The organism is Brachybacterium subflavum (assembly GCF_009299795.1).
In the GTDB taxonomy this organism is placed as follows: domain Bacteria; phylum Actinomycetota; class Actinomycetes; order Actinomycetales; family Dermabacteraceae; genus Brachybacterium; species Brachybacterium subflavum.
Genome location: NZ_VIGP01000003.1, coordinates 580,571 through 605,064, shown reverse-complemented (window position 1 = coordinate 605,064; position 24,494 = coordinate 580,571). Strand labels below are relative to the sequence as shown.

Genomic DNA, 24,494 nt, shown 5'->3' with positions numbered 1-24,494 from the left:
CGGGACCTGGTCTGGCCTGCATCCTACGGCAGACGGGACCGTACGATGGGCGCGCGCGGCGGAGCGCGGGGCCGCTTCCCGCGGCGCCCCGACGACACGCGCAGCAACCATGATGCGCATCGCGCTCCTCGCGCACGGCGCACAGACCGGAAGGGGTCCCATGCACTCGATCGGCGTCGACATCGGCGGAACCAAGATCGCCGCAGGCGTCGTGGACGAGGAGGGACGCATCGTCGCGAGCACCCGCCGCGACACCCCGGCCACGGACCAGGACCTCATCCAGTCCGCGGTCGTGGACGCGGTGCGCGAGCTGAGCGCGGACCACGAGGTCGCCGGCGTCGGCATCGGCGCGGCCGGCTTCGTGGGCGCCGACCGCCGCACGATCGTGTTCGCCGCGAACCTGGCCTGGCGCGACGCCGCGATCGCCGACGACATCGAGGGGCGGATCGACCTCCCCGTCGTCGTCGAGAACGACGCCAACGCCGCGGGCTGGGCGGAGTTCCGCTTCGGAGCCGCCCAGGAGGCCTCCGACATGCTCATGCTCACCGTGGGCACGGGGCTCGGCGGGGCGCTGGTCCTCGACGGCCGCCTGGTGCGCGGCAGCGGCGGCTTCGCGGGCGAGGTCGCGCACATGAACCTCGTGCCGGAGGGACAGTGGTGCGGCTGCGGACGCCGCGGCTGCCTCGAGCAGTACACCTCGGGCACGGCGCTCGTGCGCGCCGCCCGGGCCCGCGCCGTCTCCTCGGAGCCGCTCTACGCCCCGCTGCTCGAGCGCGCGGGAGGGGACGCGTCCGCGATCGACGGTCCGATGGTCACCCATGCCGCCCAGGAGGGCGACGAGGGGGCGGTCGCGCTGCTGTCCGAGCTCGGGCACTGGCTGGGCTACGGGGCGGCGAGCCTGAGCGCCGTCCTCGATCCCGAGATCTTCGTCGTCGGAGGCGGGGTCGGCAGCGCGGGGGACCTGCTGCTGGACCCCGCGCGGGAGTCCTACGCGTCCGAGCTCGTCGCCCGCGGGCACCGGCCCCTCGCCCGCTTCGCCGTCGCCCGCACCGGGAATCATGCCGGGATGATCGGCGCCGCCGACCTCGCCCGCCAGGACGCCTGAGGCGGCTCCTGCGCTCTCAGACCTGGGCGCCGTCGGTGGGGTCGGAGCGGTCCGGCGGGATGCGCGCGATCAGCGCCACGAGGCCGCCGACGGCGGCGATGCCGCCGAGCGCGCCCACCCATGTCGGGATCGAGTCGAGCACGGCGGCGAGCAGCGCGAGCAGCACGCCTCCGAGGAGCGCGGTCCACGACCACACGGCGGAGTCCGAGGCCTGCGGCAGGTCGGGATCCGGGGGCTCGAAGTCCCCGAGCAGCACCTCGTCCTCGGCGGCGTCGGCGCCGGCCGGCCCCGGCCCGGGGCCGGGTTGCGACGAGGAGGGCGCCGAGGGATCCGATGCCTCCGGGGCCTTCGGCGCCTCCGAGCCCTCCGGGGCGATCCCCTCGGCGTCCAGGATCCGCGCGAACTCCTCGTCGAAGTCGCGGCGACCGCTCCCGTCGCCCGTCTCCTCGGGGTCCGGTGCCGGCGTGCTCGGCGTGCTCATCGGTCCTCCTGCGGGCTCGTCGACAGGCAGCGCTCGAGGTGGGCGCGGGAGCGCGCGAACAGCTCCGGGGCATCATGGTCAAGGGTCGCGAGGTGTCCGCTCGCCCCCAGCGTCATCCTCTCGAGGGGACCCGCGATCCGGGATGCGATCACGTCGCTCGAGCGCGGGGGGACGGTGCGGTCCTGCGGAGACACCGCGACCAGGGTCGGAGTGGTGATCGTGCCCAGGCCCGCGCGGGTGCGGCGCACCAGGGTGCGGAGCTGGCCGACGGCGCGAAGAGGCGTGCGGTCATAGGCCTCCTCGATCACGCCCTCGCGCCGGATGTCCCCGGCGATCGCCCCGATCGAGGGGACGACGCGGGACAGCGCGGGGGCGAGCGCCCACACGGGGGAGTCGACCATCGCGGCATTGACCAGCACCAGTGCGCCGATCCGCGGGGCGAGGGCAGGGTCCTCGGCGAGCGCGGCGGCGAGCGTCCCGCCCATGGAGATGCCGCCCACGGCGATCGTGCCGTGCTCGCGCTGCAGCTCGAGCGCGCTCTCCCGCACGGTCCCGTACCAGTCCTCCCAGGAGGAGGCAGACATCTCCTGCCAGGTGCTGCCGTGCCCGGGCAGCAGGGGAGTGCGCACATCCCAGCCGTGGGCGGCGTGGTCCTCGGCCCAGGGGCGCACGGCGTGCGGGGTCCCGGTGAATCCGTGGCAGAGGAGGAGACCGCCCGCCGGGTTAGAGTGGGGCGCGCTCCGCCACGGCAGGGACAGCTCGCTGAAGGCCATGCGCCCATGGTCCCACCTGCCCCGCTCCGATGGGGTCCGCCCCAGCACAGAACGATCGACGAGGACACCGCCGATGCTCTACGAGGTCGCGAAGCCCGTGGTGGCCGCCGTGCTGCGCGTGGTCTACGCGCCGCGCATCTCGGGCACCCAGCACATCCCGGACGAGGGCCCCGCGATCCTCGCCAGCAGCCACCTCTCGGGCGCCGACACCGTCTTCATGCCGGCCCAGGTGCGGCGCACCGTGCACTTCCTGGCGAAGTCCGATTTCTTCTCCGGCACCTCCCCGGCGTCCCGTGCCTTCGGGCGCCTCATGCGATCCCTCGGCGTGATGCCCGTGGACCGCACCGGGGGGAGCGCCTCGGAGGGCGCGATCGAGGCGGGCCTGCGCGTCCTGCGCTCCGGCGGGCTGCTGGGCATCTACCCCGAGGGGACGCGCAGTCCCGACGGACGACTGCACCGCGGGAAGACGGGCGCGGCGCGCCTCGCGATCGCGACCGGTGCGCCGCTGGTGCCGATCGGCATGCTCGGCAGCTTCGAGGCGCAGCGCGGCCGACGGATCGTCCCGCGCCGGCGCCCGCGCATCGAGGTGCTCGTCGGCGCTCCGATCGATCCTGCGCAGGTGCTCGGCGACCTCGAGGCGGCCCGCGCGGACCCGCAGGCCGCGCGCACCCTCACCGACCTGCTCATGCTGCACGTCCAGCAGCTGACGGGACAGGACTACGTCGACACGTATGCGGCAGACGTCAAGGCCGCGCTCGCGCGCGGGGAGGCCGCTCCGCGGACGACGCGCGCGTCCCGCTGACCGCATCGGACGGGGTCGACCGGCCCCGCCGCTCCTGCACCGCCGGTGTGCGATCGGCGCGACGGACCGTCGCGCACGGGCGCCCGCGCGCGGTGGTCACGGTTCTCGGTAGGGTGACCCGGTGACCTCCACGACCCACCACACCCCGGCCCGCGCCCACGCCTTCTCCCTGTCCTCGACGAGCGAGGAGCTCGCCGCGCTCGGGACCTGGCGCGAGTATCCCCGGGTGCAGCAGCCGTCGTGGCCCGACGAGGGCGAGCGCGCAGCCGTCTTCGACCGGCTCCGCGCGGCCCCGCCGCTCGTCTTCGCCGGTGAGGTCGACGTGCTCCGCTCCCGCCTGGCCGACGCCGCGCGCGGGGAGGCGTTCCTGCTGCAGGGCGGTGACTGCGCCGAGACCTTCGCGGACTCCACGGCGGATCGCATCCGCGCCAAGATCCGCACGATCCTGCAGATGGCGGCCGTCCTGACCTACGGCGCGTCCGTGCCGGTGATCAAGATGGGGCGGATGGCAGGCCAGTTCGCCAAGCCCCGTTCGTCGGACATGGAGACCCGCGACGGCCTCACCCTGCCCACCTACCGCGGCGACGCCGTCAACGGCTTCGAGTTCACCCCCGAGGCGCGCCGCCCCGATCCGCAGCGCCTGTGGGAGATGTACACCACGAGCGCCCAGAGCCTGAACCTCATGCGGGCCTTCACCACCGGCGGCTTCGCGGACCTGCGCGAGGTGCACAGCTGGAACCAGGGCTTCGTCCGCGGCCCCGGCTACGACCGCTACGAGCAGATCGCCCGCGAGATCGACAAGGCCGTGCGCTTCATGGAGGCCATCGGGGCCGACTTCGAGGCCCTGCAGAGCGTCGAGTACTACGCCTCGCACGAGGCGCTGCTGCTGGACTACGAGGAGGCGATGAGCCGCATCGACTCCCGCACCGGCGAGATCTACGGCTGCTCGGGCCACTTCCTGTGGATCGGCGAGCGCACCCGTCAGCTCGACGGCGCGCACGTCGAGTTCATGTCGCGCCTGCGCAACCCCATCGGCGTCAAGCTCGGCCCGAGCTCGACCGTGGACGACGCTCTGCGCCTCATCGACACCCTCGACCCCGAGCGCGAACCGGGGCGCATCACGTTCATCTCCCGGATGGGCGCGGGGAAGATCCGCGACGTGCTGCCCGGCCTCGTCGAGGGCGTGCGCGACGCGGGCGCCACCCCGGCCTGGGTCACCGATCCGATGCACGGGAATACGATCACCTCGTCCAACGGCTACAAGACGCGGCGCTTCGAGGACATCCTCGAGGAGGTCCGCGGGTTCTTCGAGGTCCACCGGGCGCTGGGCACGGTCCCGGCGGGCCTGCACATGGAGCTCACCGGCGACGACGTCACCGAGGTGCTCGGCGGCACCGGGCACATCGACGAGGCCGGCCTCGAGCGCCGCTACGAGACGCTCGTCGACCCGCGGCTGAACCACCAGCAGTCCCTCGAGCTCGCCTTCCTCGTCGCTGAGATGCTCGGCCAGGACGTCCGCTGAGGCCCACGGACCGCGACGGGCGTCGCTGAACGACGCGGCAGGAGGGCCGACGGGGAACCGTCGGCCCTCCTGGCGTCTCAGAACACCGAGATCGTGATGGTCGAGCCCTTCGCGGCCTTCTCGCCGCCGTTGGTCGACTGCGCGTAGACGGTGCCCAGCACGGGCGCGCCGCGGTCGTACTGGACCTTGGGCGTGAAGCCTGCCTTCGTCAGGGCCGCCTTCGCGTCCTTCTCGCTCTTGTTGAAGACGTTCGGGACCTTCACCATCTCCGGCCCGGAGGAGATCACGAGCTGCACCGTGTCCCCGCGGTGCCCGCTGCCGTCGGCGGGCGACTGGGAGGCGACCTTGCCCTTGGCGACGTCCGAGTGCTTCGTGGACGTGGTCACGGTGAAGCCTGCGTCCTCGAGGGCGCTGCGCGCCTGGTCCTCGCTGCGCCCGGTCTGGTCCGGGATCGAGATCGGCACGCGGCCCTTGGAGACGACCACGTGCACCTCGCCGCCCTCGGGGAGGGCGTCCTGGGCCGCCGACTGGGAGATCACCTGGCCGGAGGGCACCTTCTCGGAGTACTCGCCGTCGTCCTGGACGAGAGTGAGCCCCTGGTCCTCGACCGCCTTCTTCGCGTCCTCGAGGCTCTTCCCGGTGACCGTGGGGACGGGGAACGTCTCGACCCCCTTGGAGACGACGAGCTTCACGCTCTCGTCCCTCTTGAGGAGGGTCCCCGCCGCGGGGGTCGAGGAGATCACGTGCCCGGCGGGCACGGAGTCGCTGAAGGCCTCGCTCGTCGCCGTCTCGAGGTCCTGCGAGGTGAGGGAGGCGTCTGCCGCATCGAGGTCGGTGCCCGCGAGGGCGGGGACGGTGCGATCGCCGCCGGGCCCCTCGTGCAGGTACCAGTGACCTGCGCTCGCTCCGCCCGCAGCGAGCGAGCCGACGACGGCGAGCACGGCCGCCGCGCGCAGGCCGCGCGAGGTGCCGCGCAGCGGGCGGGCGAGATGCCGGCCGCGTCGCGGGCGCACCGCGGGCAGGGCCACCTCGCGGGACGAGGCTCCGGCGTCCTCCGCGGAGGACGCGTCGTCCTGTGCGGGGGAGGCGGTGTCGGCGGGGGCGGCGCCCCCGGCTCCGGCGGCATCCGGCTCGTCGATGCGGGCCGGTCCGCTCTCGGCGCTCCCGTTCTCGTCGTCCTCGCCGTCATCCGGCGCGTCGTCGGCGCCGAGGCGGACGGCGAGCGGGAAGGCGCGCGCGGCGGCCTCACCGGCGAGGTCGACGTCGTCCAGGTGCGCGGTCAGGCGCGGCACATCCTGGGTGTCGACGTCGTGCAGCTCGGAGGGCGCGGCGTCGAGCACGGCGGCGGGCAGGGTCCGCAGGAGGTCGCGGACGCCCGCGAGCAGATCGCCCGCCCCCCGGGGCCGGTGCTGTGGATCGCGGGCGCACGCCCAGGTCACGAGGGAGTCCACCTCGCGGGGGACGGTCGAGACGCGGGCCGACGGTGCGGGCATGTCCTCGTGCACGTGCTGGAAGGCGACGTGCACCGCCTGCTCTCCGGTGTACGGCTGGATCCCGGTGAGCATCTCGTAGAGGACCACGCCCAGCGAGTACAGGTCGCTGCGCGCATCGCAGTGCCCGCGGGTGACGACCTCGGGGCTGATGTAGGCGACCGTCCCCAGCAGCGTGCTGCTGGCCGACGAGTTCGCGGTGCCGATGGCGCGGGCCAGCCCGAAGTCGGCGACCTTCACGGAGCCGCCGGGGGCGAGCAGGATGTTCTCGGGCTTGATGTCGCGGTGCACGATGCCCGCGGTGTGCGCGGCATCCAGGGCCTCGAGGATCTGCTCGGTGTCCTCGAGGGCCTCGCGGACGGTGAGCCGCCCGGCGTCGGTGATGCGGCTGCGCAGCGTCCCGCCCTCGATGAGCTCCATCGAGAGGTAGATGCGGTCGTCGTCCTCACCCTGGTCGAACACCCCGACCACGTGCGGATGGGCGAGTCTGGCCGCACTGCGGGCCTCGCGGGCGAAGCGGCGACGGAACTGCTCGTCGACGGCGAGGTGCGGATGCATGATCTTGAGGGCCACGGTGCGGTCCAGACGTTCGTCATGTCCGCGATAGACCGTGGCCATACCGCCGCGGGCGATCAGCTCCTCGACGGCATAGCGGTCGTCGAGGAGCACGCCGGTGTCAGGGGAAGTGGCAGGCGCGCTCACGAGGCTCACTGTACGGCCGCACGTGCGCGCCGTCCCGCAACGACACGAGCACTCAGGAACCGCTCAGGCTGTCGGCGGGAACCTGCGGGGCGTGGCACCCTTGAGGGGTGAGCGCACAGCACGAGACCCCCGAGACCTCCCTGGATGATCTGATCGGCAGCTGGCTGCCGCTGCCCGACGCTGCCGAGGAGCTCGGCGTCGCGGTGTCGGCCGTGCGGCGCATGGTCGACGACGGCTCCCTCGTGGAGATCCGCCGTGGCACGCCGAAGGTCCGCTGCGTGCCCTCCGAGCTCATCAAGGACGGTGAGCTCACGCCGTACGTCGCGGGCACCATCACCGTTCTCCGCGACGCCGGCTTCGAGGACGAGGAGCTGCTGCGCTGGCTCTTCACCCCGGACGACTCCCTGCCCGGTCGGCCCATCGACGAGCTGCGCGCGGGGCGGCGCGGAGAGGTCCGCCGCCGCGCCCAGGCGCTCGGGTTCTGATCCGTCGGTGATGCGCCCAGCCGTGGGTGCCCGGGGCCCGCAGTGCGGGGCGCGGATGTGCGCGGCGCGGATATGCCCAGCGCGTCGGCCCGCGCTCCCGCCTAGCGGTCGACGTCGAGACCGCTGAGGTCGGTCGCCGCGCGGCCGAGCCGTGCGAGGCCCTCGCGCCCCTCCGCCTCGAGGCCGGGAGCGCCGGCGAGCACGGCCTCGGCCCGCGCCGAGAGCGTGCGGATGTCCGCGGCGACGGAGGAGACCGCGCCGGTGGCGTGCATGAGGTCGCGGACGGCGTCGATCGCGTCGTCGTCGGCATCCTCACGGCCCACCGCCCTGTCCAGCAGGTCGAGCCCCCGCGCATCCTCGCGGGCCGCCGCGTTCGCGCGCGTGCGCGCCAGGAGGACTGTGCGCTTGCCCTCGCGGACGTCGCCGCCGGTGGGCTTTCCCGTCGAATGCTCGTCCCCGACCACGCTGAGCAGGTCGTCGCGCAGCTGGAAGGCCGTGCCGATCGCCTCCGACCAGGCATCGAGCTGCTCGCGCACCGCATCGTCCGCCCCCTGCTGCGCGGCTCCCATGAGCACCGGGCGCCGCACGGAGTAGGAGACCGTCTTCCAGCGGATCACGGCGAGGGCCGCAGCCTCGTCGTCACCGGGGGAGCGGAACCCGCCCTCCTGGTGCAGGACGTCGAGGAACTGGCCTGTCATGACCTCTGTCGCGAGCGAGGAGAACTGGGCGCGGGCGTCCCGCATGCGCGCCTGGGCCCCGGGGAGGGCGTCGGCATCGGCCAGGTCGCGCGCCCAGCTGAGCGCGAGATCACCGAGGATGATCGCGACGGCACCCCCGAAGCGGTCGGCCTCGCCGCGCAGTCCCTCGGCGCGATGCAGCTCCGCCATCTCCACGTGCACGGCGGGTCGGCCGCGCCGGGTGGGGGAGCGGTCGATGAGGTCGTCGTGCAGCAGGGCGGCAGCCTGCAGCAGCTCGATCGCGCCGCCGAGGCGAGCCAGGGCGAGCAGCTCGTCCGGGTCCTCGGCCGACGTCGAGCACGCGCGCGCCGCGCCGAAGCACAGGCGCGGGCGCAGCAGCTTGCCTCCGACGAGGAAGGCGCGCAGCGAGTCCACGAGCCCGGAGGCCTCCGGGGCGATCGCCGCGAGCTGGGCGCGTCGCGCATCGAGCTCACCGGTCAGCACCTGCTGCAGCACCTCATGGAAGCGCGCGTCGAGCTCGCTCGGGGCGGACGGAAGATCGGAACTGGTCATCAGGGGCTGCTCCTTCGGCGGGACGTCCTGATCCTCCCATGTCCGCAGGCGGGAGGACCGCGCTCCCTCCGGCGCCGAGCCGCCTCGAGCCGGCGCTGGGCCTCCCGGGTGTCGCACATCGGTCCTCCCCAGCGCCCACTTGTCCCCAATCCGTTCCGGGGCGTGGTCGTGGAGGCGGCGGAGAGGGAGCCTCGGAGACATGAGCACATCCCCCGCGCACGGCCTCCCCTCCGACTCCTCGTCAGGCTCGCCTGCGGAGGGCTTGAGGACGCCTCCCTCGCCGTGCGCGACGGACGGACCGTTTCCGCGGGAACGGGCGGCCCCGCGGTCCCGTCCGGTCGGGCGGGAATCGCCCCCTCGGGAATCTGCCCCGCGCACCCTGCGGGCGGACGATCCCTCCGAGCTCCTCGCCGAGGCGCGCGTGACGCTCGGCTGCGTGCCGCGCGACTGCCTGGTGATGATCGGGCACAGCGGCCGCCGTCTCTCGCCCCTGGCCACCCGTGTCGCCCTGCGCGACGTGGGCGACGGCCCGGGAGGCGTGGACCTGCCGCGCCATCTCGCGCTCCTGGACCGGGCGGGCTGCGACGGCGCCTTCGTGCTCGTGCTCGCGGGGGACGGGTGGGAGGCCGTCGAGCAGTCCCGTGCCGATGACGCCCGGAGGGTCGCCCTGGAGGTGGTGCGCGCGGCGGCGCTGTGCGGGCCGGACGGGTTCGACGTGCCCGAGGCCTGGGTGGTCTCGGGCGGATGCGCGGACTCCTTCTCCCTCGCGCCGGAGGAGGACGGCACCTTCTCCCTGCGCCTCCAGCAGTGGCCCGCACCGCTGACGCCCCCTCGCGACACCCTCGTGGGCGTCCAGGAGATCCACGCCGGGCGTCGGGTTCCCGAGGACGACCCCGCCGCCGAGCGCGGGCTGCGGCAGCTCGGGGACGTCCTGCGGGGCCTCGACTCCGAGGAGGGCGTGCCCGGGGGCCGCCCCGGGGCTTTCGAGACCTCCGCGCGCTGGCATTCGCTGCCGGCGGCGCTGCGGCGGGCGCGCCCGCGGGGCACGGCCGCCGACCTCTCGATGTCGCACTGTGAACCGCTCGCCGGGATGCGCGACCTGCTCGCCGCGCCCGACGCCGCGCTCTCGCTCCTGCACGTCCTCGCGGGCCTCGAGGAGGACGGGGGCGACGGCGGGATCGACGGGCTGGTGCGGCTCGTCGCGCGGCTCGCCGCCGACCCCTCGCTTCGACCCGAATCCCGCATCTGTGCAGGTGGGGAATGGTTCGAGGTGCTGCATGAGATGCGAATGGCATGCGAGGGGACCGGGAGGGCGCCGATGGTCGGGGCGAGTGCCGAGGCCTGGGTCGCACTGGGGACGACGCTCGTCGTCCTGTCCTGGTGGAACCACCGCTTCGCGACCGCTGACGATCTCGCCCAGGAGATCGAGATGCGCGGAGAGGACGAGGTTCTGGCACTCTTCCTACTGCAGATCGCCCGCGCCAGGGTCCGCCCCGCCTGGAGACCCGCGACCGCCTGAGGCGGTTCCGGGTCCGTCACCGGGCGGACGACGGCGGGCGAGAGCGCGGAACCCGACCACCCAGACCCCTGGAGGGCTCATCGCATGACCGCCTCGACCGTCCCGAGCACGTCGGCCGCTCCGGCACGAGCGCGGGCCCATGGCTCCGGTCCCGAGGTCCCGGCGTCCGGCGCCTGGCGGCCCGAGCACGGACCGGGGCACCGTCGCTTCGCCCGGGTCGGCGCGCTCGAGCTCGAATCCGGCGAGCGCCTCGACCACGTCGAGCTGGCCTTCGAGACCTGGGGCGAGCTCGCCCCCGACGGTTCCAACGCGGTGCTCGTGCTCCACGCGCTCACCGGCGACTCCCACGTGATCGGCGAGGCCGGGCCCTCCCACGCGACGGCCGGCTGGTGGAGCGATCTCGTGGGTCCCGGCCGCGCCCTGGACACCGACCGCTTCTACGTCGTCGCTCCCAACGCCCTGGGCGGCTGCCAGGGCACCACGGGCCCCAGCACCGCCGCCCCCGACGGGCGCCCCTGGGGCGCCCGCTTCCCGCGGGTCACCATGCGCGACCAGGTCTCCGCGGAGAAGCTCCTGGCCACGCAGCTCGGCATCGAGAAGTGGGCGCTCGTGATCGGCGGCTCCATGGGCGGCATGCGCGCTCTCGAGTGGGCGGTGAGCGCGCCCGAGCAGGTGGAGCGTCTGGCCGTGATCGCCTCCTCGGCCAGGGCGAGCGCCGATCAGATCGCCTGGAACAGCGCCCAGATCGCCGCGATCCGCGCCGACGCCGGCTTCCACGACGGCGACTACTACGACTGCTCCGACGGCGAGGGCCCCCATCAGGGACTGGGCGCAGCACGCCGCATCGCCCACATCACCTATCGCACCGGCACCGAGTTCGAGGAGCGCTTCTCCAACCGGTCCCAGGGGGAGGAGGACGTGCTCGACGGGGGCCGCCATCAGGTGACGAGCTACCTCGACCACCACGCGGACAAGCTCGCCCGCCGCTTCGACGCGAACTCCTACGTGCGCCTCGCCGAATCCATGAGCACGCACGACGTGGGCCGCGGTCGGGGTGGCACCGCCGCCGCCCTGCACCGCGTGCAGGCGCGGACCCTCCTGGTCGCGATCTCGAGCGATCGCCTCTTCCCGCCGGAGCTCGTGGCCGAGGCCGCCCAGGAGATCCCCGACGTGCACCACCACGTGATCGACAGCCCGCAGGGCCACGACGGGTTCCTGCTGCCCCACCCCTCGCTGCGCGAGTGGATCGGCGACCTCCTGGAGGGTTAGGCTCCAGTGCCAGCCACGCCATCGGCGTCCCGCGGCCGGCAGGCAGGACCGCAGAGGCGGGCCCACCGGCCAGGACGTCCCGACAGAAGGGTCCGGGTGCTCCATGAGCGTCGTCGTCGGATACTCCCCGTCAGCCCAGGGGGATGCGGCGCTCGCCGCCGCGGCCCGGGAGGCGAAGCGGTGCGGTGACACCCTCGTCGTCGCCTCCCATGCGTACCACGACCCCGAGGCGGGACGGGCCGTCGCCGACGCGGCGACCGTCGAGGCCGCGATCGACGCCCTGGGCATCGCCGAGCCGCCGGAGGTCGAGGTGCGCACGGGCGAGGATCTCGACGTGGGCGACTTCCTGCTGCAGGTCGTCCAGGAGTCCGGCTCCCGGATGATCGTGATCGGGCTGCGGAGGAAGTCCCGCATCGGGAAGCTCAATCTCGGGGCGTCCGCGCGGCGCGTGGTCCTCGAGAGCCCGTGCCCCGTGCTCGCCGTGAAGCACGCCGACGCGATCGCCGCCTGAGACACGGAGCCCCCGGGCTCCGCGGAACGCACCCCGGGGCGGAGACCTCCGTCACACGGGAATAGATCCCGAGGGGGAGTCGTTGCACTCCCCGAGGCTTGACGGCACCGCCCCTTCGTGCGCCCTCACGCAGGTATTCTTCGGGTCGGGTGGTGCATCGGCCCGTGCACCATCGTTCGCCCGCGAAACACCGGTCCGGCCCTGCGAAGGACCGGCGGAAGAAGGAACTCAGTGACTGCTTCGCACACCACCGTCGACGACAAGACCGCCGTGACCGATGACGCGAAGGACGCCGCGCCCGTGAAGGAGAAGGCGACGACCTCGTCCGCGAAGTCCACCAAGAAGGCCCCCGCCAAGAAGACGACCGCGAAGAAGACGGCCGCCAAGAGCGCCGCCGGCACCACCGCCGGCAAGAAGAAGGCGGCCTCGAAGGCGAAGGAGGCCGTGGTCGAGGAGGACCTCGAGGCGACCGCGGAGGACGAGCAGGCGCCCGAGGAGGGCGAGGAGGCCGAGGAGAAGGACCCCAAGGGCGTCCACAAGGCGAACCAGAAGTCGGACGAGGAGTCCGGCGGCCTGGTCATCGACTCCTCCGAGGACGACTCCCCGGCCCAGCAGGTCGTCACCGCCGGGGCCACCGCGGACCCGGTCAAGGACTACCTCAAGCAGATCGGCAAGGTCGCACTGCTGAACGCCGCCCAGGAGGTCGAGCTGGCCGAGCGCATCGAGGCCGGCCTCTTCGCCGAGCAGCTCCTCAAGCGCGACGAGAGCATCGTGCGCACCAAGAAGGGCCGCGAACTCGGCATGATCGTCGAGGACGGCCGCGCCGCCAAGGACCACCTGCTCGAGGCGAACCTGCGACTGGTGGTGTCCCTCGCCAAGCGCTACACCGGCCGCGGCATGCTCTTCCTGGACCTCATCCAGGAGGGCAACCTGGGCCTCATCCGTGCGGTCGAGAAGTTCGACTACACCAAGGGCTACAAGTTCTCGACCTACGCGACCTGGTGGATCCGTCAGGCGATCACCCGCGCCATGGCCGACCAGGCGCGCACGATCCGCATCCCCGTGCACATGGTCGAGGTCATCAACAAGCTCGCCCGCGTGCAGCGCCAGATGCTCCAGGACCTCGGTCGCGAGCCCACCCCGGAGGAGCTCGCCAAGGAGCTCGACATGACCCCCGAGAAGGTCGTCGAGGTCCAGAAGTACGGGCGCGAGCCCATCTCGCTGCACACCCCGCTCGGCGAGGACGGCGACAGCGAGTTCGGGGACCTGATCGAGGACTCCGAGGCGATCGTGCCCGCGGACGCGGTGAGCTTCACCCTCCTCCAGGAGCAGCTCCACTCGGTGCTGGACACCCTCTCCGAGCGCGAGGCCGGTGTGGTCTCCATGCGCTTCGGCCTCGAGGACGGCCAGCCCAAGACGCTCGACGAGATCGGCAAGGTCTACGGCGTGACCCGAGAGCGGATCCGCCAGATCGAGTCGAAGACCATGAGCAAGCTCCGCCACCCCTCGCGCTCGCAGGTCCTGCGCGACTACCTCGACTGAGGAGACCCCCTCCTCATCGGTCGACGGCCCGGCACCTCCCGCAGGTGCCGGGCCGTCGTGCGCATCGCGGGCACTGCACCGCGGACGGTGCGTGAACGCCCGACGAACATCCGTTCCGGATGTTCCGGAAAGTCTGGTCATCCGTTCCAGTGCGGCCTAGGCTCGCACCGTGATCCCGGACACCCCGCCTCTGTCGACCTCCCTGCATCCCGCCGGAGGGCCCGTCGTGGTCTTCGACTTCGACGGCACCGTGTGCCTGGGTGACGGTCCAGTCCTCGCCTACGCCGAGGCGGCCTGCGACCGCATGCAGGCGGCCGACGCGCGCAGCGTCCGCTCCCGCTTCGAGGACTGGATGGCGGGCCGCTCGCCCGACCATCACGCCGACGCCTACGTCGCCCTCGCCGCGCTCGCCCGACCGATCCTCGGTGCCGAGCTCTCCGAGGCCTACCTTGACTCCCGCCGCCGTCTCGTCCACGACGACCTGGGCGTGCGTCCCCCGGAGGGCCTGCTGGACCTCCTGGACGAGCTCTCCGAGGCCGGAGTGCGCCGCGCCCTGCTGACGAATTCTCCCGCCGTCGGCATGGACGAGACCCTCGTCCACCTGGACGTGCGCGGCCGCTTCGACCAGATCGTCATCGGCGCGAAGAAACCCTCCCGCATGCGCGAGCACCTGCGCGCCGTGCTCGGCGACGAGCCCGCGCACCACCTCGTCTCGATCGGGGACAACTGGCGCAACGACGTCGCCCCCGCCGTCGACCTCGGCGCCGTGGGCATGCTGATCACCGGTGCGTGGGGGGACAGCGCGCTGCCTCCTCAGGCCCTCGCCGTCCAACGGGGCCACCAGCTGTCCGAGCTGCTGCCGGCCCTGCGTCGCTTCGCCGCCGACGCCGAGACCTTCGCCCCCAGCCGGGACCTCGCCCGATGAGCGCACCGCGTTCCTCGACCCGCGCGAGCACCACCGCGCTCGCCCCCGCGCTCGCCTCTCGACTCGCGGCCGCCGCGCCCACCCTGGGTCCAGCCGAGGAGCAGGTCGCACGCGTCCTCCTCTCCCACGCCCAGGAGCTGCCGGAGCTGTCCACCGCGCAGGTCGCCGAGCTCTCGGGCACCTCACGGGCGAGCGTCGTGCGGACCTGCCAGCGCCTCGGATACACCGGTTTCCAGCAGCTGCGGGTGCTCGCCGTGCGCGACGCGGCCGGTGAGCGCAGCGGCGCACAGTCGGCCCCGGACACGGTGATCGGCGCGGCCCGAGCCCTCGCCGAGCAGACGGTGCAGGCCACCGACATGCTCGAGGAGGAGCCGCTGCAGGGCACCGTCGCCGATCTCGCCACCGCCCGCCGGGTGCTCGTGGTCGCCGGCGGGCTGAGCGCCTCCGTGGGCGGGGCACTCAGCGCTCGCCTGCTGCGCCTGGGCGTCACCGTGATCTCGCCGTCCGACCCCTTGGACGCGGAGATCGCCGCGGCCGCGCTGGGGCCCGAGGATCTCTGCATGGCGATCTCCGCCTCCGGAGTGAACGCCCAGACCCTGCGCTGCGTGCGCGCGGCCGCGGGTGCGGGTGCGCGCACCATCGCGCTGACCGCCTTCCTGGGCACGCCGCTGGAGCAGGCCGTCGGCCGCACCCACATCACGCCGCTCCCGCACCGTCACTACCAGGACGAGTTCCACAGCCCCTCGCGGCTGGCGCAGCACGCCCTCGTCGAGGCGCTCGGAGGCGCCCTCGAGCGCCGGCTCGGCGAGGGCGCGGGAGCCGTCCAGGACAGGATCCTCGAGGTGGTGAGCGGCCATGTCGACGAGTGAGAGCCCCCTCCCGAAGGCGCTCCCGCTGAGCGGCGCCGGCCGGTCAGGGGACTCTCGGTCCCGCGCAGGTGCGGCCCGCCGCCGCAGCCGTGCCCGCCGCGCCCTGACCTCGCCGATCGCCTACCTCTTCGTGGCTCCGGCGATCGCGATCTTCGGGATCTGGACGATCTTCCCGACGCTGTACACCTTCCGGGTCTCGGCCTTCGACTGGAATCAGCTGAACCCCGCGATGAGCGAGTTCATCGGACTGGGCAACTACCGGGACATGCTCTCGGGAAGCACCAACCCGTCGTTCTGGCAGACCTTCGGCGTCTCCTGCTACTTCGTGATCGCCAACGTCGTCGTCGGCACGATCCTCGCCCTGCTGCTCGCACTGCTGGTGCGTCGCGGCTCGAAGGTCATGGCGGCCGCCCGCACCAGCTTCTTCCTCGCGTACATCGCCCCGGGGGTCGCCACGGCCCTGATCTGGCTGTGGATCTTCAACCCGCGCTTCGGACTCGCCAACGGGATCCTCTCGCTCGTGCACCTTCCGGTGATCGACTGGCTGGGCGACTCCCGCTACGCGATGCTCTCGATCATCGTCTACTCGGTCTGGCACGAGGTCGGATTCCTGGTCCTCGTGTTCGTCGGCGGACTGATGACCACGAGCGGGGAGCTCGCCGAGGCGGCGAAGGTCGACGGCGCGAACCCCTGGCAGGAGTTCAGCCGGGTCACCCTTCCGCAGCTCATCCCTTACGTGGCGTTCGTCGTGATCATCTCCTCGATCTCGTCCCTGCAGGCCTTCACCCAGTTCTTCGTGCTCACCGGAGGCGGCCCCGGCTACTCGACCTCCACGATCGGATTCCAGCTCTACCAGCAGGCGTTCGTGCTCGGGAACACCGGGTACGGGGCGGCCCTCGCGGTGGTCCTGTTCCTCATCACCCTCGTGCTCTCGATCATCCAGCTGCGTGTCTCCGCGAGGCTCTCGCGGTGATCGGCCGCCCTCGACTGACCGGCCCGCCCTCGACCACCCCGCGCCCGACGACCCCTGCCACCCATCGCCCGGCCGTGCCCGCCCCACTCTCACCCAGGAGAACCCGATGACCGCCATCCGCCGCACCTCCGTCCGCACCGCGCACAGCATCTCGTCGCGCGTCGCATCGGCGCCCACGCGCCGCACCGTCCTCGCCGGCGCCGCCGCCTCGGCGAGCGCACTGGCCCTCGCCGCCTGCTCCTCCGGATCCTCCGGCTCCGGCGACGGCGACGACTCCGGCAGCGACGCCGTGCCCTCCTTCGACCCCGACGCGAAGACCACCATCACGTTCATGCATGCCATGGCCTCGGGCGACCAGAAGACCGCGCTCGAGAAGATCGTCTCCGACTTCGGGAAGGACCATCCGAACGTCACGATCGAGCTGCAGGACCAGCCCGACTACGGCACCCTGCAGACCAAGACCAAGGCGCAGGTCGGCGCCGGCAGCGCGCCCACGATCGCCCAGGCCTACGGCAACTGGGCGAGCGAGTACGCCGACTCGAAGGTCATCGTGCCGCTGGACGCCTTCGCGAAGGCCAACGAGGACTATGCGGACTTCGCCGAGGGCGTGAAGAAGGACATGCAGCTCACCGACGGCAAGATCTGGATGTGGCCCTTCAACAAGTCCGTCGTGGTGGTCTACCGCAACGCCGAGATGGTGAAGGAGGAGCCGAAGAGCTGGGACGACTTCGCGAAGGTCAGCAAGGACGTCTCGAAGGACGGCGTGGTCGCCCTGTCCATCGACCCCGGCAGCGCCAAGGGGCCGGCCGGCGGCACGGCCCTCTTTGAGATCCTCGCCGAGTCCATGGGCAGCACGGTCTTCGCCGACGACGGCACGCCGCAGTTCGCCGAGGACGGCTGCGTGAAGGCCCTCGAGTACCTCGTGGACCTCAAGGACGCGGGCGCCCTCGCGATCGCCTCGGGGTACCCCGGCCAGGAGGCCCTGGGCGCCGAGAAGGGTGCCTTCGACGTCTCCTCCGTGGCCTCGTTCCCGTTCAACGAGCAGGCCGTCGGCGGGAAGTTCGAGATGGGCGTGAGCGCCCTCCCGGAGGGCCCCTCCGGGGCGGCGAACCAGCTGGCCGGCACGAACATCGTCCTGTTCGCCGATGCGAGCGAGCAGGAGCGCGCCGCCGCCTGGGAGTTCATGCAGTTCATCACCACGCCGGAGCAGCAGGCCTCCTGGGCGGCCGCCACCGGGTACCTGCCCGTCAGCTCCGCCTCCCTCGAGCAGGACGCCATGAAGAAGGTCGTCGAGGAGCGCCCGTGGATCACCGACGCCGTGAAGCAGCTCGACACCGCCCGTGCCCTGCCGCCGGTCACGAGCGTCACCGAGGCCTCGGGCCTGCTCTCGGTCGCCCTGCAGGACGCCCTGCAGGGCAAGGCGAAGCCGGCCGACGCCCTCGCCGACGCGCAGAAGAAGGCCGAGGCGCTGGGCTGACGCGGCGCGGGCAGGGACCACGAGGACCACGGGTGACACGAGGGACGAGGAGGCGAGCGAGCCGATGACCAGCACGAGCACCACGCCGCGCAGCAGCACGGGGGAGGAGCTCCCGCGCAGACGCCGCCGGCCCCGCCCCGCCCAGCGGGTGCTGTCGGTCCTCGCCGTGCTCGCGGCGCTCGCCTTCCTCTTCCCCCTGCTGTGGACGCTGTACACCTCGATCTCCTCGCCCGAGGACGTGTACACCCTCCCGCCGCGGATCCGGCCCCCCGCCGAGTGGGGCCACTACGTCGAGGCCGCCGCGCAGAACTACGCGCGGGCGTGGGCGGCCGCTCCGTGGCCGCGCTACTTCGGCAACACCGTCCTCATCGCGGTGTGCGTCGTCGCCCTGACGCTGCTCACGGGACTGCTCGCGGCCTTCGCCTTCGCACGCATGCGGTTCCGCGGCCGCGGGGTGATGTTCCTGCTGGTGATGAGCGTGATGATGGTTCCGCAGACCGTGCTGCTGGTCCCGAACTTCCTGCTCGCCCAGAAGATGGGCCTCTATGACACGTATGCCATCCAGATCCTCCCGTGGGGCGCGTCCGTGTTCGGGATCTTCCTGCTGCGGCAGTTCTTCCAGACCCTGCCCGCCGAGATCTTCGAGGCCGCGGAGCTCGACGGTGCGGGACCGGTGCGCATGCTCGCGCAGGTCGCCGGGCCCCTCGCCGTGCCCACGATGATCCTGGTGGGCCTGAACGCCTTCATGGGGTCCTGGAACTCCTTCGTCTGGCCCTACTTCATGACGAAGTCCGATCAGCTGCGCCCCATCGAGGTGGGACTGCAGACCTTCCAGTCCGAGAACGGCAACGACTGGACCGGGATGAGCGCCGCGGTGGTCTTCACGACGATCCCCGTGATCCTGCTCTTCCTGTTCCTCCAGAAGTACTTCGTGCGCGGCGCCTTCTCGACCGACGGGGCGGTGCGCGGATGAGCGGGCGGGAGAGCGTGTGGGGGAGCCGGTCGACGGGAACGACGAGGAGCGGGCGGATGGACGATCCGACGGGCACCAGCATCGAGATCCACGGCGGGGTGCGCGTCATCGGCGGCACCAAGGTGCTGATCAGCACCGCGCGCGCCCGGGTGCTGCTGGACATCGGCGAGGACATCCCGGGCGAGGCGGACCTGCTGCGCGACAGCACCCGTGCGCGCGAGGGCCACGGCCTCGCCGATCGCCTGCGTCTGGGCGCGGCGCCGCGTATCACGGGGCTGTTCGCGCCGGAGGAGCTGCGCGCCGTCGGCCCCGGGGCGCAGGAGGTGCACGCGCTCGCGGTCGCGGATCGCCGACCGCTCGTCGTCGTCCTCTCCCACGCCCACATCGACCACGACGGACTGCTGGCGCACCTGCGGCCCGAGGTCCGGGTCCTCGCCCATCCCGACACCATCGCCCTGCACCGCGCTCTCGAGGAGGCGGGTGCCACCACGCCGGGCACCGCCGCTCGCCTCACGCCGATCGCGGAGGGGCATGAGGTCGCTGCGGAGGACCTCACGGTCACCGTGCACCGGGTGGACCACGACGTGCGCGGTGCGATCGGCACCGTCGTGCGCGCCCCCGACGGCGTCCTCGCCTACACCGGGGACGTGAACCTGCACCGCGAGAACGGGGTGCACACGCGCGCCTTCCTCGAGGCCGCACGCGGGGCCGACGTGCTGGTCTGCGAGACGACGATGCTGAGCTTCGACCCGCTGCCTCCCGAGCCCCGCAGCGAGGAGGAGATCGCGCGCGTCGTCACCGAGGCGCTGACCGGGAGCGAGGACCTCATGCTGCTCAGCGCGTACGAGCGGGACGTCGATCGCGCCGCGCTGCTCATCCACGCCGCCGCCGAGGCCGGGCGCACGCTCGTATGGCCGGGACGCCACGCCGCCGTGCTCACCGCGATGGGCATCGGGGGAGTCGTCACCTGGGACGGGACACGGGCCCAGTCCCCGGGTCAGCGCCGGGCGGGGGAGCTCGCCGCCGGTCGCGGGCGGAACGCAGCACGCGCGATCGGCATCGACGCGGTGCTGGCAGCCCCCGAGCGCTTCCTCGTCCAGATCGACCCCGAGGATTTCACCTCCCTGCTCGACCTCCCGCTGGGGCCCGCGAGCGCCTGGATCCATTCGCAGGGAGAGCCGCTGGGACCGTTCATGCGTGACTGGGACGTGTGGCAGGACTGGCTCGGGCGCCTCGGGCTCACGACGGTCCCGGCGGGCTCCTCGGGGCATGCCGGTCCGCTCGCGCTGCGCGAGATCGTCGAGCGGATCGGCCCGGCCCGCGTGATCGCCCTGCACGGCTTCCACCCCGAGCGCCTCGAGGTCGAGGGCGTGCGGACGGTCCTGCCCGAGATCGGCGTCCCGATCCCGCTGCGCGCCGGCAGCACGCGCTGATCGGGCCCACGGGACGCGCGAGGGCCCCGCATCCTCGGCGGATGCGGGGCCCTCGGGAGTCAGGTCGTGTGCGGGATCAGTCCTCGACCGGCACCGGACGGGCGTGCAGGCGCTCGGTCTCGTCGATGACCTCCGAGGCGAGCGGACGGAAGGCGTCCTCGTGCGCGCGGGCATGGTGCCCGCAGAACAGCAGCTCGCCACCGGCGGAGAGGGAGACCTTGACGTAGGCCTGGGCGCCGCAGCGGTCGCAGCGGTCGTGCGCGGTCAGTCGCGGGGCTTCGACGGTCGTGTTCATGCCCCACATTCAAGCACCGCGCGGGCGTCAGCGGCGTGATCCGGGCCTCCGGTTCGCTCACCGCGCAACGCCCGTGCGCCCCGCCACGCCGGGGACGCCCGTCGGCCCTGGTCGTATGGCTCGCAGCCGTAGAATGACGCGCGTGTCAGACACCACCGCGTCCTCCGAGTCCCCGGCCGCCGAGTCCACGCCCCAGGGGCGCTCCGCGTCGTCCTCCGCGAAGCCCGCCGCGAAGAGATCGACGAATGCCCCCGCGAAGACCGCCTCGAAGCAGGCCGCCTACGACGCCCGCCATCTGCAGGTGCTCGAGGGCCTCGAGGCCGTCCGCAAGCGCCCGGGCATGTACATCGGGTCGACGGACTCGCGCGGCCTGATGCACTGCCTGTGGGAGATCCTCGACAACTCCGTGGACGAGGCCCTGGGCGGCAACGGCGAGAGCATCGAGGTCATCCTCCACGAGGACGCCTCCGTCGAGGTCCGCGACTCCGGCCGCGGCGTGCCCGTGGACACCGAGCCCCGCACGGGCCTCACCGGCGTCGAGGTCGTCTACACGAAGCTGCACGCGGGCGGGAAGTTCGGCGGCGGCTCCTACGCCGCCTCGGGCGGTCTTCACGGCGTGGGCGCGAGCGTCGTCAATGCCCTGTCGGCCCGCCTCGACGTCGAGGTCGACCGCGCCGGTGTCACCTATGCCATGAGCTTCCAGCGCGGCGTCCCGGGCGTCTTCGCCGACGGGTCCGACGGACCCTCGCCCGATGCCGCCTTCACCGCCGCCGACGGCCCCGCCGAGCTGCGGAAGGTCGCCAAGGTCAAGCGCGGCGTCTCCGGCACCCGCGTGCGCTACTGGGCCGATCCGCAGATCTTCATCAAGGGCTCGCACTTCTCGACCGAGGAGCTCGTGCGCCGCGCGCGGCAGACCGCCTTCCTGGTCCCCGGGCTGGGCATCACCATCTCGGACCGTCGGCCCGAGCGCAGCCCCGACCAGGACGAGGAGCGCTCCTTCCGCTACGACGGCGGCATCTCCGAGTTCGTCGACTACCTCGCCCAGGACCAGAAGATCACCGACGTGATCCGCCTGCAGGGCAGCGGCGAGTACACCGAGACGATCCCCGTGCTCGATTCCAAGGGCCACATGGTCTCCAAGGACGTCGACCGCACCTGCGAGGTCGACGTGGCGCTGCGCTGGGGCGCCGACTACGACACCACCCTGCGATCCTTCGTGAACATCGTGGCGACCCCCAAGGGCGGCACCCACACCGCGGGCTTCGAGCAGGCGATGCTGAGGACCCTGCGCAAGCAGGTCGAGAACCAGGCGCGCCGCGTGAAGTTCAACGCGAAGAACGAGAAGATCGAGAAGGACGACGCGCTCGCCGGGATGACCGCCGTGGTCACCGTGCGCCTCGAGGAGCCGCAGTTCGAGGGACAGACCAAGGAGGTGCTGGGCACCCCCGCGGTGCGCCAGATCGTCTCCAAGGTCGTCGAGCAGCAGCTCACCGCCTTCCTCACCTCCACCAAGAAGGAGGAGAAGGAGCAGGGAGCGCTCGTCGTCGACAAGGTGGTCTCCGAGATGCGCGCCCGCATCGCCGCGCGCATGCACAAGGAGGTCTCCCGCCGCAAGAACGCCCTGGAGTCCTCGACGATGCCCACCAAGCTCGCCGACTGCCGCTCGACCGACGTCGAGCGGTCCGAGCTGTTCATCGTCGAGGGCGACAGCGCGCTGGGCACCGCGAAGAACGCGCGCAACTCCGAGTTCCAGGCGCTGCTGCCGATCCGCGGCAAGATCCTGAACGTCCAGAAGGCCTCGATCACCGACATGCTCAAGAACACCGAGTGCGCCGCGATCATCCAGGTGCTCGGCGCGGGATCCGGGCGCACCTTCGACCTCGAGCAGGCGCGCTACGGGAAGATCATCATGATGAGCGACGCCGACGTCGACGGCGCCCACATCCGCACCCTGCTGCTGACGCTCTTCCACCGCTACATGCGGCCCATGCTCGAGGCCGGGCGGATCTTCGCCGCCGTGCCCCCTCTGCACCGCGTGGAGATCATCCACGGCGGCAAGAAGAAGAACGAGTACGTCTACACGTACTCGGAGAACGAGCTGAACCGTCTTCTGAAGAGCCTGGACAAGCGCGGCAAGCGGTACAAGGAGCCGATCCAGCGCTACAAGGGCCTGGGCGAGATGGACGACGACCAGCTCGCCGACACCACCATGGACCCGCGCCACCGCACCCTGCGCCGCGTGCGCATCGAGGACGCGGAGGCCGCCGCCTCGATGTTCGACCTGCTGATGGGCAGCGACGTCGCCCCGCGCAAGCAGTTCATCATCGAGGGCGCCGAGGAGCTGGACCGCGAGAGGATCGACGCATGAGCCTCGCCGTGCGCGTCATCCCCTGCCTGGACGTCGATGACGGCCGGGTGGTCAAGGGTGTGAACTTCCAGGGCCTGCGCGATGCGGGCGATCCTGTCGAGCTCGCCCGCCGCTACGGCGAGGAGGGGGCCGACGAGCTCACCTTCCTCGACGTCAGCGCGTCCTCGAGCGGCCGCGGCACCATGCTCGACGTGGTCCGGCGGACCGCCGAGCAGGTGCTGATCCCGCTCACCGTGGGCGGGGGAGTGCGCACGGCCTCGGACGTCGACCAGCTGCTGCGCGCCGGGGCCGACAAGGTCGGTGTGAACACCGCCGCGATCGCACGGCCCGAGGTCATCACCGAGATCGCCGAGCGCTTCGGCAATCAGGTGCTCGTGCTCTCGGCCGACGTCCGCCGCGTCAGCGACGAGACGCCCGACGGGTCGGCGCGCGCGGACTCGGGCTTCGAGGTGACCACCCACGGCGGACGCCGCGGCACCGGCATCGACGCGATCGCCTGGATCGCGGAGGCGGCCGAGCGCGGCGCCGGCGAGATCCTGCTGAACTCGATGGACGCCGACGGCACCACCAGCGGCTTCGACCTCGAGCTGATCCGCGCCGCCCGTGCGGCGGCGGACGTGCCTCTCATCGCCTCGGGCGGTGCGGGTCGCGCGGAGGACTTCCCGCCGGCGGTGCGGGCGGGCGCCGACGCCGTGCTCGCCGCGAGCGTCTTCCACTTCCGCACCCTCACCATCGGCCAGGCGAAGGACGCCCTCGCAGCGGACGGTCTGCCCGTCCGCTGACGCCGCCCGTCGGGCAGGAAGCGTGAGCCTTCGGGCTCAGCTCCGGGCGACCTCGTAGCGCGCCTTGAGGCAGTGGGTCGCGCCGGGGGCGAGGGAGACGAAGCCGTCCTTGGCGACGGCGGTCTCCACGCACACGAACTGCTTCCACGCATCGAGCGGCATGTCGTCGAGGTGCGCGGCGCCGTCGCTGAACGGGTTCCACAGCACGGTGCGGCTCGAGCCGTGCGGGCTCACCACGATGTCGCGCTCGAGCACCGGGTCGTGCACGGTGACGGGACCGGAGACCTCGTACACCCGGTCCACGGGGCCGTCGATCTCGGGCTCGCCCTCCTGCACGGCCGGCGTGAGGTCGCGCAGGTTGTCGAGGTAGGAGGCGCCGGCGAGGCCGGTGAAGCGCGCCGCCTCGACGTCGCCCACGGCGAGATAGGTGTGCAGCGCGGCCTCAAGCTCGAGGGGCTCGTCGCCGGCGGTCACGTCGAGGCGCACCTGGAGATGGTCCGCGCCGATCACGAACTGCACCTGCGCGGCGACGCCCTGCCCGGAGGGATCCGCCCCCTCGAGGCCCAGGGTGATCGCGACGGAGTCCGAATGCACCACGTCCGCGTCCTCGTCGGCCCAGCCGTGGAAGTGCTCGCCCGCGACGACCTCCCAGCGGTGGTTGCGCAGCCAGCCGTGGGAGGGCGTGGTGCGCCCGTCTCGGCCGGGCCCGAACCAGGGGCCGATCAGCGGGATGCCGCCGCGGATCGGCTCGCCCTCCGCGTAGACCGCGTCGGGGCTGGTCCACAGCACGTCGTCCTCACCGTCGGGCACCCAGGAGGTCAGGTGGGCGCCGTCCAGGTGGATGACTGCGGAGCAGGCCGGGATGTCCACCACGAGCGCGGGCGTGCCGTGCAGGTCCTCGAGGGTGACTCCCTGGGGCAGGTCTTCGGGGCTGGTCGTGGTGCTCAT

Annotated in this window: 22 protein-coding genes; 16 read left to right on the top strand and 6 right to left on the bottom strand. The window is 72.5% G+C overall.

What is annotated here, in order from left to right:
- The first annotated feature begins 160 nt into the window (after positions 1 to 160).
- Entirely contained in the window at positions 161 to 1,105 is a 945-nt protein-coding gene (locus FHG10_RS09810) for an ROK family glucokinase (protein ID WP_152353115.1), read from the top strand.
- Positions 1,106 to 1,121: 16 nt separating this feature from the next.
- On the opposite strand, the gene FHG10_RS09805 is transcribed toward FHG10_RS09810, so the two are convergent.
- Together FHG10_RS09805 and FHG10_RS09800 are read right to left on the bottom strand one after the other, a co-directional pair.
- Entirely contained in the window at positions 1,122 to 1,586 is a 465-nt protein-coding gene (locus tag FHG10_RS09805) for a hypothetical protein (protein ID WP_152353114.1), read from the bottom strand.
- Entirely contained in the window at positions 1,583 to 2,359 is a 777-nt protein-coding gene (locus FHG10_RS09800) for an alpha/beta hydrolase (protein ID WP_152353113.1), read from the bottom strand. Before FHG10_RS09800 ends, FHG10_RS09805 begins: the two co-directional genes overlap by 4 nt.
- A gap of 73 nt (positions 2,360 to 2,432) precedes the next feature.
- On the opposite strand from FHG10_RS09800, the gene FHG10_RS09795 reads away from it, so the two are divergent.
- Positions 2,433 to 3,161, top strand: coding sequence for a lysophospholipid acyltransferase family protein (locus FHG10_RS09795; protein ID WP_152353112.1), 729 nt, complete (start codon positions 2,433 to 2,435; stop codon positions 3,159 to 3,161).
- A gap of 169 nt (positions 3,162 to 3,330) precedes the next feature.
- Positions 3,331 to 4,683, top strand: coding sequence for a class II 3-deoxy-7-phosphoheptulonate synthase (locus FHG10_RS09790; RefSeq protein WP_152353224.1), 1,353 nt, complete (start codon positions 3,331 to 3,333; stop codon positions 4,681 to 4,683).
- 77 nt (positions 4,684 to 4,760) lie between these two features.
- Here the strand turns inward: FHG10_RS09790 and pknB are convergent, their stop codons facing one another.
- Entirely contained in the window at positions 4,761 to 6,875 is a 2,115-nt protein-coding gene (gene pknB / locus FHG10_RS09785) for a Stk1 family PASTA domain-containing Ser/Thr kinase (protein ID WP_227488158.1), read from the bottom strand.
- A 107-nt stretch (positions 6,876 to 6,982) separates the two neighbouring features.
- Between pknB and FHG10_RS09780 the strand changes: the two genes are divergently transcribed.
- Positions 6,983 to 7,360 (top strand): Rv2175c family DNA-binding protein, encoded by a 378-nt coding sequence (locus FHG10_RS09780; RefSeq protein ID WP_152353110.1) that lies wholly within the window; start codon positions 6,983 to 6,985, stop codon positions 7,358 to 7,360.
- 101 nt (positions 7,361 to 7,461) lie between these two features.
- Here FHG10_RS09780 and FHG10_RS09775 read toward each other — a convergent pair whose 3' ends face one another.
- Positions 7,462 to 8,610 carry a polyprenyl synthetase family protein gene (locus FHG10_RS09775; RefSeq protein WP_152353109.1) on the bottom strand — a complete coding sequence of 383 codons (1,149 nt, stop codon included), beginning with the start codon at positions 8,608 to 8,610 and terminating at the stop codon, positions 7,462 to 7,464.
- A gap of 436 nt (positions 8,611 to 9,046) precedes the next feature.
- Between FHG10_RS09775 and FHG10_RS09770 the strand changes: the two genes are divergently transcribed.
- The 10 genes from FHG10_RS09770 to FHG10_RS09725 all read left to right on the top strand — a co-directional run bounded on the left by FHG10_RS09770 (position 9,047) and on the right by FHG10_RS09725 (position 20,101).
- A complete protein-coding gene (locus tag FHG10_RS09770) occupies positions 9,047 to 10,129 on the top strand; it encodes a hypothetical protein (RefSeq protein WP_152353108.1) in 1,083 nt (360 codons plus the stop codon).
- A gap of 84 nt (positions 10,130 to 10,213) precedes the next feature.
- A complete protein-coding gene (gene metX / locus FHG10_RS09765; RefSeq protein WP_152353107.1) occupies positions 10,214 to 11,398 on the top strand; it encodes a homoserine O-acetyltransferase MetX in 1,185 nt (394 codons plus the stop codon).
- Between the two features lie 103 nt (positions 11,399 to 11,501).
- Entirely contained in the window at positions 11,502 to 11,909 is a 408-nt protein-coding gene (locus FHG10_RS09760; protein ID WP_152353106.1) for a universal stress protein, read from the top strand.
- Positions 11,910 to 12,140: 231 nt separating this feature from the next.
- Positions 12,141 to 13,451: an RNA polymerase sigma factor gene (locus FHG10_RS09755; RefSeq protein WP_152353105.1), complete on the top strand. Its 1,311-nt coding sequence runs from the start codon at positions 12,141 to 12,143 to the stop codon at positions 13,449 to 13,451.
- Between the two features lie 169 nt (positions 13,452 to 13,620).
- Complete coding sequence (locus FHG10_RS09750) at positions 13,621 to 14,376, top strand: HAD family hydrolase (RefSeq protein ID WP_152353104.1); 756 nt, start codon at positions 13,621 to 13,623, stop codon at positions 14,374 to 14,376.
- Positions 14,373 to 15,245 carry a MurR/RpiR family transcriptional regulator gene (locus FHG10_RS09745; protein ID WP_152353103.1) on the top strand — a complete coding sequence of 291 codons (873 nt, stop codon included), beginning with the start codon at positions 14,373 to 14,375 and terminating at the stop codon, positions 15,243 to 15,245. The genes FHG10_RS09750 and FHG10_RS09745 overlap by 4 nt, the downstream gene beginning before the upstream one ends.
- Positions 15,232 to 16,218 (top strand): carbohydrate ABC transporter permease, encoded by a 987-nt coding sequence (locus tag FHG10_RS09740; RefSeq protein WP_152353102.1) that lies wholly within the window; start codon positions 15,232 to 15,234, stop codon positions 16,216 to 16,218. The genes FHG10_RS09745 and FHG10_RS09740 overlap by 14 nt, the downstream gene beginning before the upstream one ends.
- Positions 16,219 to 16,324: 106 nt before the next feature.
- The gene (locus tag FHG10_RS09735; RefSeq protein WP_152353101.1) at positions 16,325 to 17,695 is read left to right on the top strand and encodes an ABC transporter substrate-binding protein; all 1,371 of its coding nucleotides are present in this window, start codon (positions 16,325 to 16,327) and stop codon (positions 17,693 to 17,695) included.
- Positions 17,696 to 17,759: 64 nt separating this feature from the next.
- Positions 17,760 to 18,668, top strand: a complete 909-nt coding sequence (locus FHG10_RS09730) for a carbohydrate ABC transporter permease (RefSeq protein ID WP_152353100.1) — start codon at positions 17,760 to 17,762, stop codon at positions 18,666 to 18,668.
- Positions 18,669 to 18,724: 56 nt separating this feature from the next.
- Complete coding sequence (locus FHG10_RS09725; RefSeq protein ID WP_193636252.1) at positions 18,725 to 20,101, top strand: MBL fold metallo-hydrolase; 1,377 nt, start codon at positions 18,725 to 18,727, stop codon at positions 20,099 to 20,101.
- Between the two features lie 76 nt (positions 20,102 to 20,177).
- Here the strand turns inward: FHG10_RS09725 and FHG10_RS09720 are convergent, their stop codons facing one another.
- Positions 20,178 to 20,396: a DUF7455 domain-containing protein gene (locus FHG10_RS09720; RefSeq protein ID WP_152353098.1), complete on the bottom strand. Its 219-nt coding sequence runs from the start codon at positions 20,394 to 20,396 to the stop codon at positions 20,178 to 20,180.
- 301 nt (positions 20,397 to 20,697) lie between these two features.
- Between FHG10_RS09720 and FHG10_RS09715 the strand changes: the two genes are divergently transcribed.
- Together FHG10_RS09715 and hisF are read left to right on the top strand one after the other, a co-directional pair.
- On the top strand, positions 20,698 to 22,764 hold the full coding sequence (locus tag FHG10_RS09715) for a DNA gyrase/topoisomerase IV subunit B (RefSeq protein ID WP_406565159.1): 2,067 nt from the start codon (positions 20,698 to 20,700) through the stop codon (positions 22,762 to 22,764).
- Positions 22,761 to 23,546: an imidazole glycerol phosphate synthase subunit HisF gene (hisF, locus tag FHG10_RS09710; RefSeq protein WP_152353096.1), complete on the top strand. Its 786-nt coding sequence runs from the start codon at positions 22,761 to 22,763 to the stop codon at positions 23,544 to 23,546. The genes FHG10_RS09715 and hisF overlap by 4 nt, the downstream gene beginning before the upstream one ends.
- A gap of 36 nt (positions 23,547 to 23,582) precedes the next feature.
- Here the strand turns inward: hisF and FHG10_RS09705 are convergent, their stop codons facing one another.
- Positions 23,583 to 24,494, bottom strand: coding sequence for a D-hexose-6-phosphate mutarotase (locus FHG10_RS09705; RefSeq protein ID WP_152353095.1), 912 nt, complete (start codon positions 24,492 to 24,494; stop codon positions 23,583 to 23,585).

Bases quoted from the DNA above. Each gene is read 5' to 3' on its own strand.
- FHG10_RS09735 (WP_152353101.1), top strand. From the start codon at position 16,325: ATGACCGCCATCCGCCGCACCTCCGTCCGCACCGCGCACAGCATCTCG.
- FHG10_RS09775 (WP_152353109.1), bottom strand. From the start codon at position 8,610: ATGACCAGTTCCGATCTTCCGTCCGCCCCGAGCGAGCTCGACGCGCGC.
- FHG10_RS09800 (WP_152353113.1), bottom strand. From the start codon at position 2,359: ATGGCCTTCAGCGAGCTGTCCCTGCCGTGGCGGAGCGCGCCCCACTCT.
- FHG10_RS09725 (WP_193636252.1), top strand. From the start codon at position 18,725: ATGGACGATCCGACGGGCACCAGCATCGAGATCCACGGCGGGGTGCGC.
- FHG10_RS09740 (WP_152353102.1), top strand. From the start codon at position 15,232: ATGTCGACGAGTGAGAGCCCCCTCCCGAAGGCGCTCCCGCTGAGCGGC.
- FHG10_RS09795 (WP_152353112.1), top strand. From the start codon at position 2,433: ATGCTCTACGAGGTCGCGAAGCCCGTGGTGGCCGCCGTGCTGCGCGTG.
- hisF (WP_152353096.1), top strand. From the start codon at position 22,761: ATGAGCCTCGCCGTGCGCGTCATCCCCTGCCTGGACGTCGATGACGGC.
- FHG10_RS09760 (WP_152353106.1), top strand. From the start codon at position 11,502: ATGAGCGTCGTCGTCGGATACTCCCCGTCAGCCCAGGGGGATGCGGCG.
- FHG10_RS09805 (WP_152353114.1), bottom strand. From the start codon at position 1,586: ATGAGCACGCCGAGCACGCCGGCACCGGACCCCGAGGAGACGGGCGAC.
- FHG10_RS09745 (WP_152353103.1), top strand. From the start codon at position 14,373: ATGAGCGCACCGCGTTCCTCGACCCGCGCGAGCACCACCGCGCTCGCC.
- FHG10_RS09720 (WP_152353098.1), bottom strand. From the start codon at position 20,396: ATGAACACGACCGTCGAAGCCCCGCGACTGACCGCGCACGACCGCTGC.
- FHG10_RS09810 (WP_152353115.1), top strand. From the start codon at position 161: ATGCACTCGATCGGCGTCGACATCGGCGGAACCAAGATCGCCGCAGGC.
- metX (WP_152353107.1), top strand. From the start codon at position 10,214: ATGACCGCCTCGACCGTCCCGAGCACGTCGGCCGCTCCGGCACGAGCG.
- FHG10_RS09705 (WP_152353095.1), bottom strand. From the start codon at position 24,494: ATGAGCACCACGACCAGCCCCGAAGACCTGCCCCAGGGAGTCACCCTC.
- FHG10_RS09730 (WP_152353100.1), top strand. From the start codon at position 17,760: ATGACCAGCACGAGCACCACGCCGCGCAGCAGCACGGGGGAGGAGCTC.